The organism is Methyloligella halotolerans, assembly GCF_001708935.1.
Taxonomy (GTDB): Bacteria; Pseudomonadota; Alphaproteobacteria; order Rhizobiales; family Methyloligellaceae; genus Methyloligella; species Methyloligella halotolerans.
In genome coordinates this window covers 1-1461 of record NZ_MASI01000020.1, presented here as the reverse complement: position 1 = coordinate 1461, position 1461 = coordinate 1, and the positions used below count along the sequence as shown (strand labels likewise).

The following is a 1461-nucleotide window of genomic DNA, read 5'->3' as shown; positions in this document are numbered from 1 at the left end:
CCGGAGCCGGCCGGTTGACCGGCCCCGGTGTCGCCGACGCTTTTACTGCGGGGAGATGCCCGCGTATTTTCCGAGCGGGACCTTGAGGGTTCCGCCGAGATACATGCCGTCCTGGGGACGGTCCGCGGTGTACGGGTTGTAGTAGCTGTTCGGGTTGACGATGTACTGGGCGACGGGCTCCAGGATCATGCCGTTGAACAGGTCGATATGGGCGTTGAGCTCGAAGATGACCTTGTCGTCGAACGGCGCGCCCGAGCCGCCGGCCGTGGCATTGGCTTCCGACAGGAAGTCGTTGAAGCTGTCGTTCATCTTCTCGTAGCGCAGCTTGAAGCCGAGCTTGTCGTTGGGCCGGGACTTCAGCGGCGCGTGCAGGTTGAAGCCGGCATAGAGGTCGGCCTCGACGGGCACGGTCGTGTCGAAGGAGTAGCCCGCGCCCGTATAGAAGGAGAGGGTCCGCGGCGAGGTGTAGGTGGCGCTGCCGCCGTCCTCGCGCCAGACGATCTGGGTGCTGTTGAACACGATGCCGCCGGTGCCGCTCTCGGTCCGGGCCGGATCGTCCGGGAACCGCCCGCGGGAGCGTCCGCCCGTGGTCACGTTGTTGTTCAGGTGATCGCCGGAATTGTAATAGCCGGTCAGGGCGTACTTGCCCGTATAGGCTCCGCCCGGGCCATAGGCCGTGTTGAAGCCGTACTCGGCGAGGTTGAGGACGCCGTCGGGGATCTCCCGGCCCCAATCCCAGCCGCTATGGAAGTGCCAGCCGCTGTCGTTGGAGAACATGCCGACCTGGAAGTAGCTGTCGTCGGTCAGGTTGACCTTCACCCGGCCGCCCCAGACCGAGAAGAGCGGGGAGATATAGCCCGCGTCGTAATACAGGGTGTCCTGGTAGCAGGTGTTGAAGGTCTCGCACGTCATCGGCGTGAAGTAGAAGAACGGATGGGTGCGGCCGGCTTCGATGTTCACCTTCCCGTTGAACAGGGACTGCTCCAGGGTGAGCTGGCTCAGCTGGGAATCCCGCTGGATGTAGGTGGTCTGGTAGCCGATGGCGCTGTCGCCGAACTGGCCGGCGATATAGTCGTTGTTCTCGACGAGGTTGAAGAAGGTCTCCTTGAAATGGACCTTCGTGCCCTTCCAGCCGAGCATCTTCTCCAGGTCCATATCGGCACCGGTCACCCAATAGGCGGAGTTGCCGGTATGACCGAGATCCAGGCCGAAGCTCGGGTTGGAGTTGAAGAAGTTGTAGACATCGGCGTGCAGGTCGATGCCCTTGGCGGCCAGGTTGCTGGCCGGTTTGGAAAGCGGTCCCTTATAGACGGGAGCGGCGGCGTCTTGCGCCTGGGCGGGTGCAACTAATAAGGCACTGAATGCAACCGCAATTGCCAAAATTTGGTCGAGCTTCATGGTACGTCTCACTATGCGTGTTCCGTCATACGCTCTCGGAAATCTTCCGGAACGGGTGAAATT

The 1461-nt window shown here is 62.0% G+C and carries 1 protein-coding gene; it reads right to left on the bottom strand.

Translation table 11 applies throughout. The features are described 5' to 3' along the window. Positions 1-42 precede the first annotated feature (42 nt). Positions 43-1410, bottom strand: a complete 1368-nt coding sequence (locus tag A7A08_RS15315; RefSeq protein ID WP_141694037.1) for a carbohydrate porin — start codon at positions 1408-1410, stop codon at positions 43-45. Between the last annotated feature and the right edge of the window lie 51 nt (positions 1411-1461).